We start from the raw sequence: 1,627 nt of genomic DNA, 5'->3' as shown, positions 1-1,627 counted from the left end.
TATTGTTGAGGTTAACAAAACTAAGTTATTCTAACAGTTAATTGTGAGGCTAGTATCCAAGTAGGTACTTTTAACCAAAAATGTATAGCAATCCGCGCATAGGTTGCGGGTAATCAAAAAGTAGATCAAAAAACCGAAACTCGTACCTGTTCCATGTTCCCAGTTAAGTGTTCCCTGTTCCCTAAAAGCGGTAAGATTTTTATACACAAATAAAATAGGATTGCTATAGTAGGATATAAGCCCAAAGTTAAATTTCTACAATAATAAGTTTGGGAACTAAAATTATCCAAAGTTTCAATGGTAGAAAATATTAATATTAGAGTAGCAAACCTACAAGAAAATTATCTAATTGCCAAACATCTTTATCTAATGTGGCAAGATATTGGTGTTCCTGATGAATCGATTCAATCTAACTGGTTAGAAATCACAAAAGAATATATTGATAACGCTCGGCATAAATTATTTTATCAAGCCTTTATTGCTGATATAAGTAATACAATAGTTGGTTCAGTTAGCTGTAAAATATTCGCTGGTTTATATCCAAATATTATCAAGCCGGAATATCGAAAACAGGGTTATATTTGGGGAGTTTATGTTGAACCAGATTATCGCCGTCAAGGAATTGCTAAAAAATTGATGGAAGAAGCTATTGCTTACCTCAAGTCTATTAGTTGTACTAAAGTTATTCTTCATGCTTCCCCCCAAGGCAAACCTCTATATTCTCATCTTGGCTTTGATGAAAATAATGAAATGGGGTTAGACTTATCTTAGAATTATATTTCCTTGTTCCTCATTACAAAATGCCAAAAAAACAAAAGTTTCCTTATCTTCTTGGTTCTAAATGGACGGCAACTCAAAAAACTTGGGGATGGCGACATTTCCAAGTAGTAAATCGTAAAAATCAAGGTCAATGGGTATTTGCTGAAATGGTAGCATCCTGTGACTCAACTGTGAGATTTTGGCTAAATGCTAAACAACTAAAAGACCGCTCTCTTTGGCAACCTGGATGGCAATCAACACAAGAGTTAGAACCTCTTGAATAATAAAAATGGATACCAGTTGATGAGATTTTTTCCTTTCACTCTGTTTAAGTCGCAATGACACTTCAACTCCTAATAAAAATAGATCCTAAAGGAGATTAAGGAGATTCCTTCCTACCACTCCGTTCCAGTCCCAATGACAGGATAAGTAGAACAGGTTTTCGCCTTGTACCAATGTCCTAACTTTAACGCCTAATTATACTATAAGTTATAGTATGAAGTTTTCGACTTTACTCATATAAAATGTTTCTAGAAGTTGATGAGATTCCTTCCTGCTACTCCGTTCCAGTCCCAATGACATAATATAGCAATCAGCCCATAGGTTGCGGGTAATCAAAAAGTAGATAAAAAAACTGAAATTCCCACCTGTTCCCAGTTAAGTGTTCCCTCACAGGAGTGCGCGTTCCCTCTCTTGGTCAGCATTCCGCAAGCGAGCTGTAGGCGACGCGGGGTCTTACCCATTGCGTCTATCGCACCCCGCGGGGTCGCACCCCTATTCCCTAAAAGCAGTAAGATTTTTATACACAAATAAAATAGGATTGCTATACTATCTTTAAACTTGGAAATTTTATAGATATTCCTCGATA

2 protein-coding genes are annotated in these 1,627 nt (G+C 36.3%); both read left to right on the top strand.

Annotation, left to right across the window (positions count from 1 at the left end):
- Nucleotides 1–297 precede the first annotated feature (297 nt).
- Nucleotides 298–771: a GNAT family N-acetyltransferase gene (locus tag F6K22_RS40415; protein WP_293110746.1), complete on the top strand. Its 474-nt coding sequence runs from the start codon at nucleotides 298–300 to the stop codon at nucleotides 769–771.
- Between the two features lie 29 nt (nucleotides 772–800).
- Nucleotides 801–1,043, top strand: a complete 243-nt coding sequence (locus F6K22_RS40410) for a TIGR02450 family Trp-rich protein (protein WP_293110744.1) — start codon at nucleotides 801–803, stop codon at nucleotides 1,041–1,043.
- Nucleotides 1,044–1,627: the final 584 nt, after the last annotated feature.

The organism is Okeania sp. SIO2F4 (genome assembly GCF_010672385.1).
Lineage (GTDB): Bacteria > Cyanobacteriota > Cyanobacteriia > Cyanobacteriales > Microcoleaceae > Trichodesmium.
This window is presented reverse-complemented; position numbering and strand designations above follow the sequence as displayed.

Excerpts from the sequence above, each read along its gene's own strand:
- F6K22_RS40415 (WP_293110746.1), top strand. The coding sequence starts at position 298 with ATGGTAGAAAATATTAATATTAGAGTAGCAAACCTACAAGAAAATTAT.
- F6K22_RS40410 (WP_293110744.1), top strand. The coding sequence starts at position 801 with ATGCCAAAAAAACAAAAGTTTCCTTATCTTCTTGGTTCTAAATGGACG.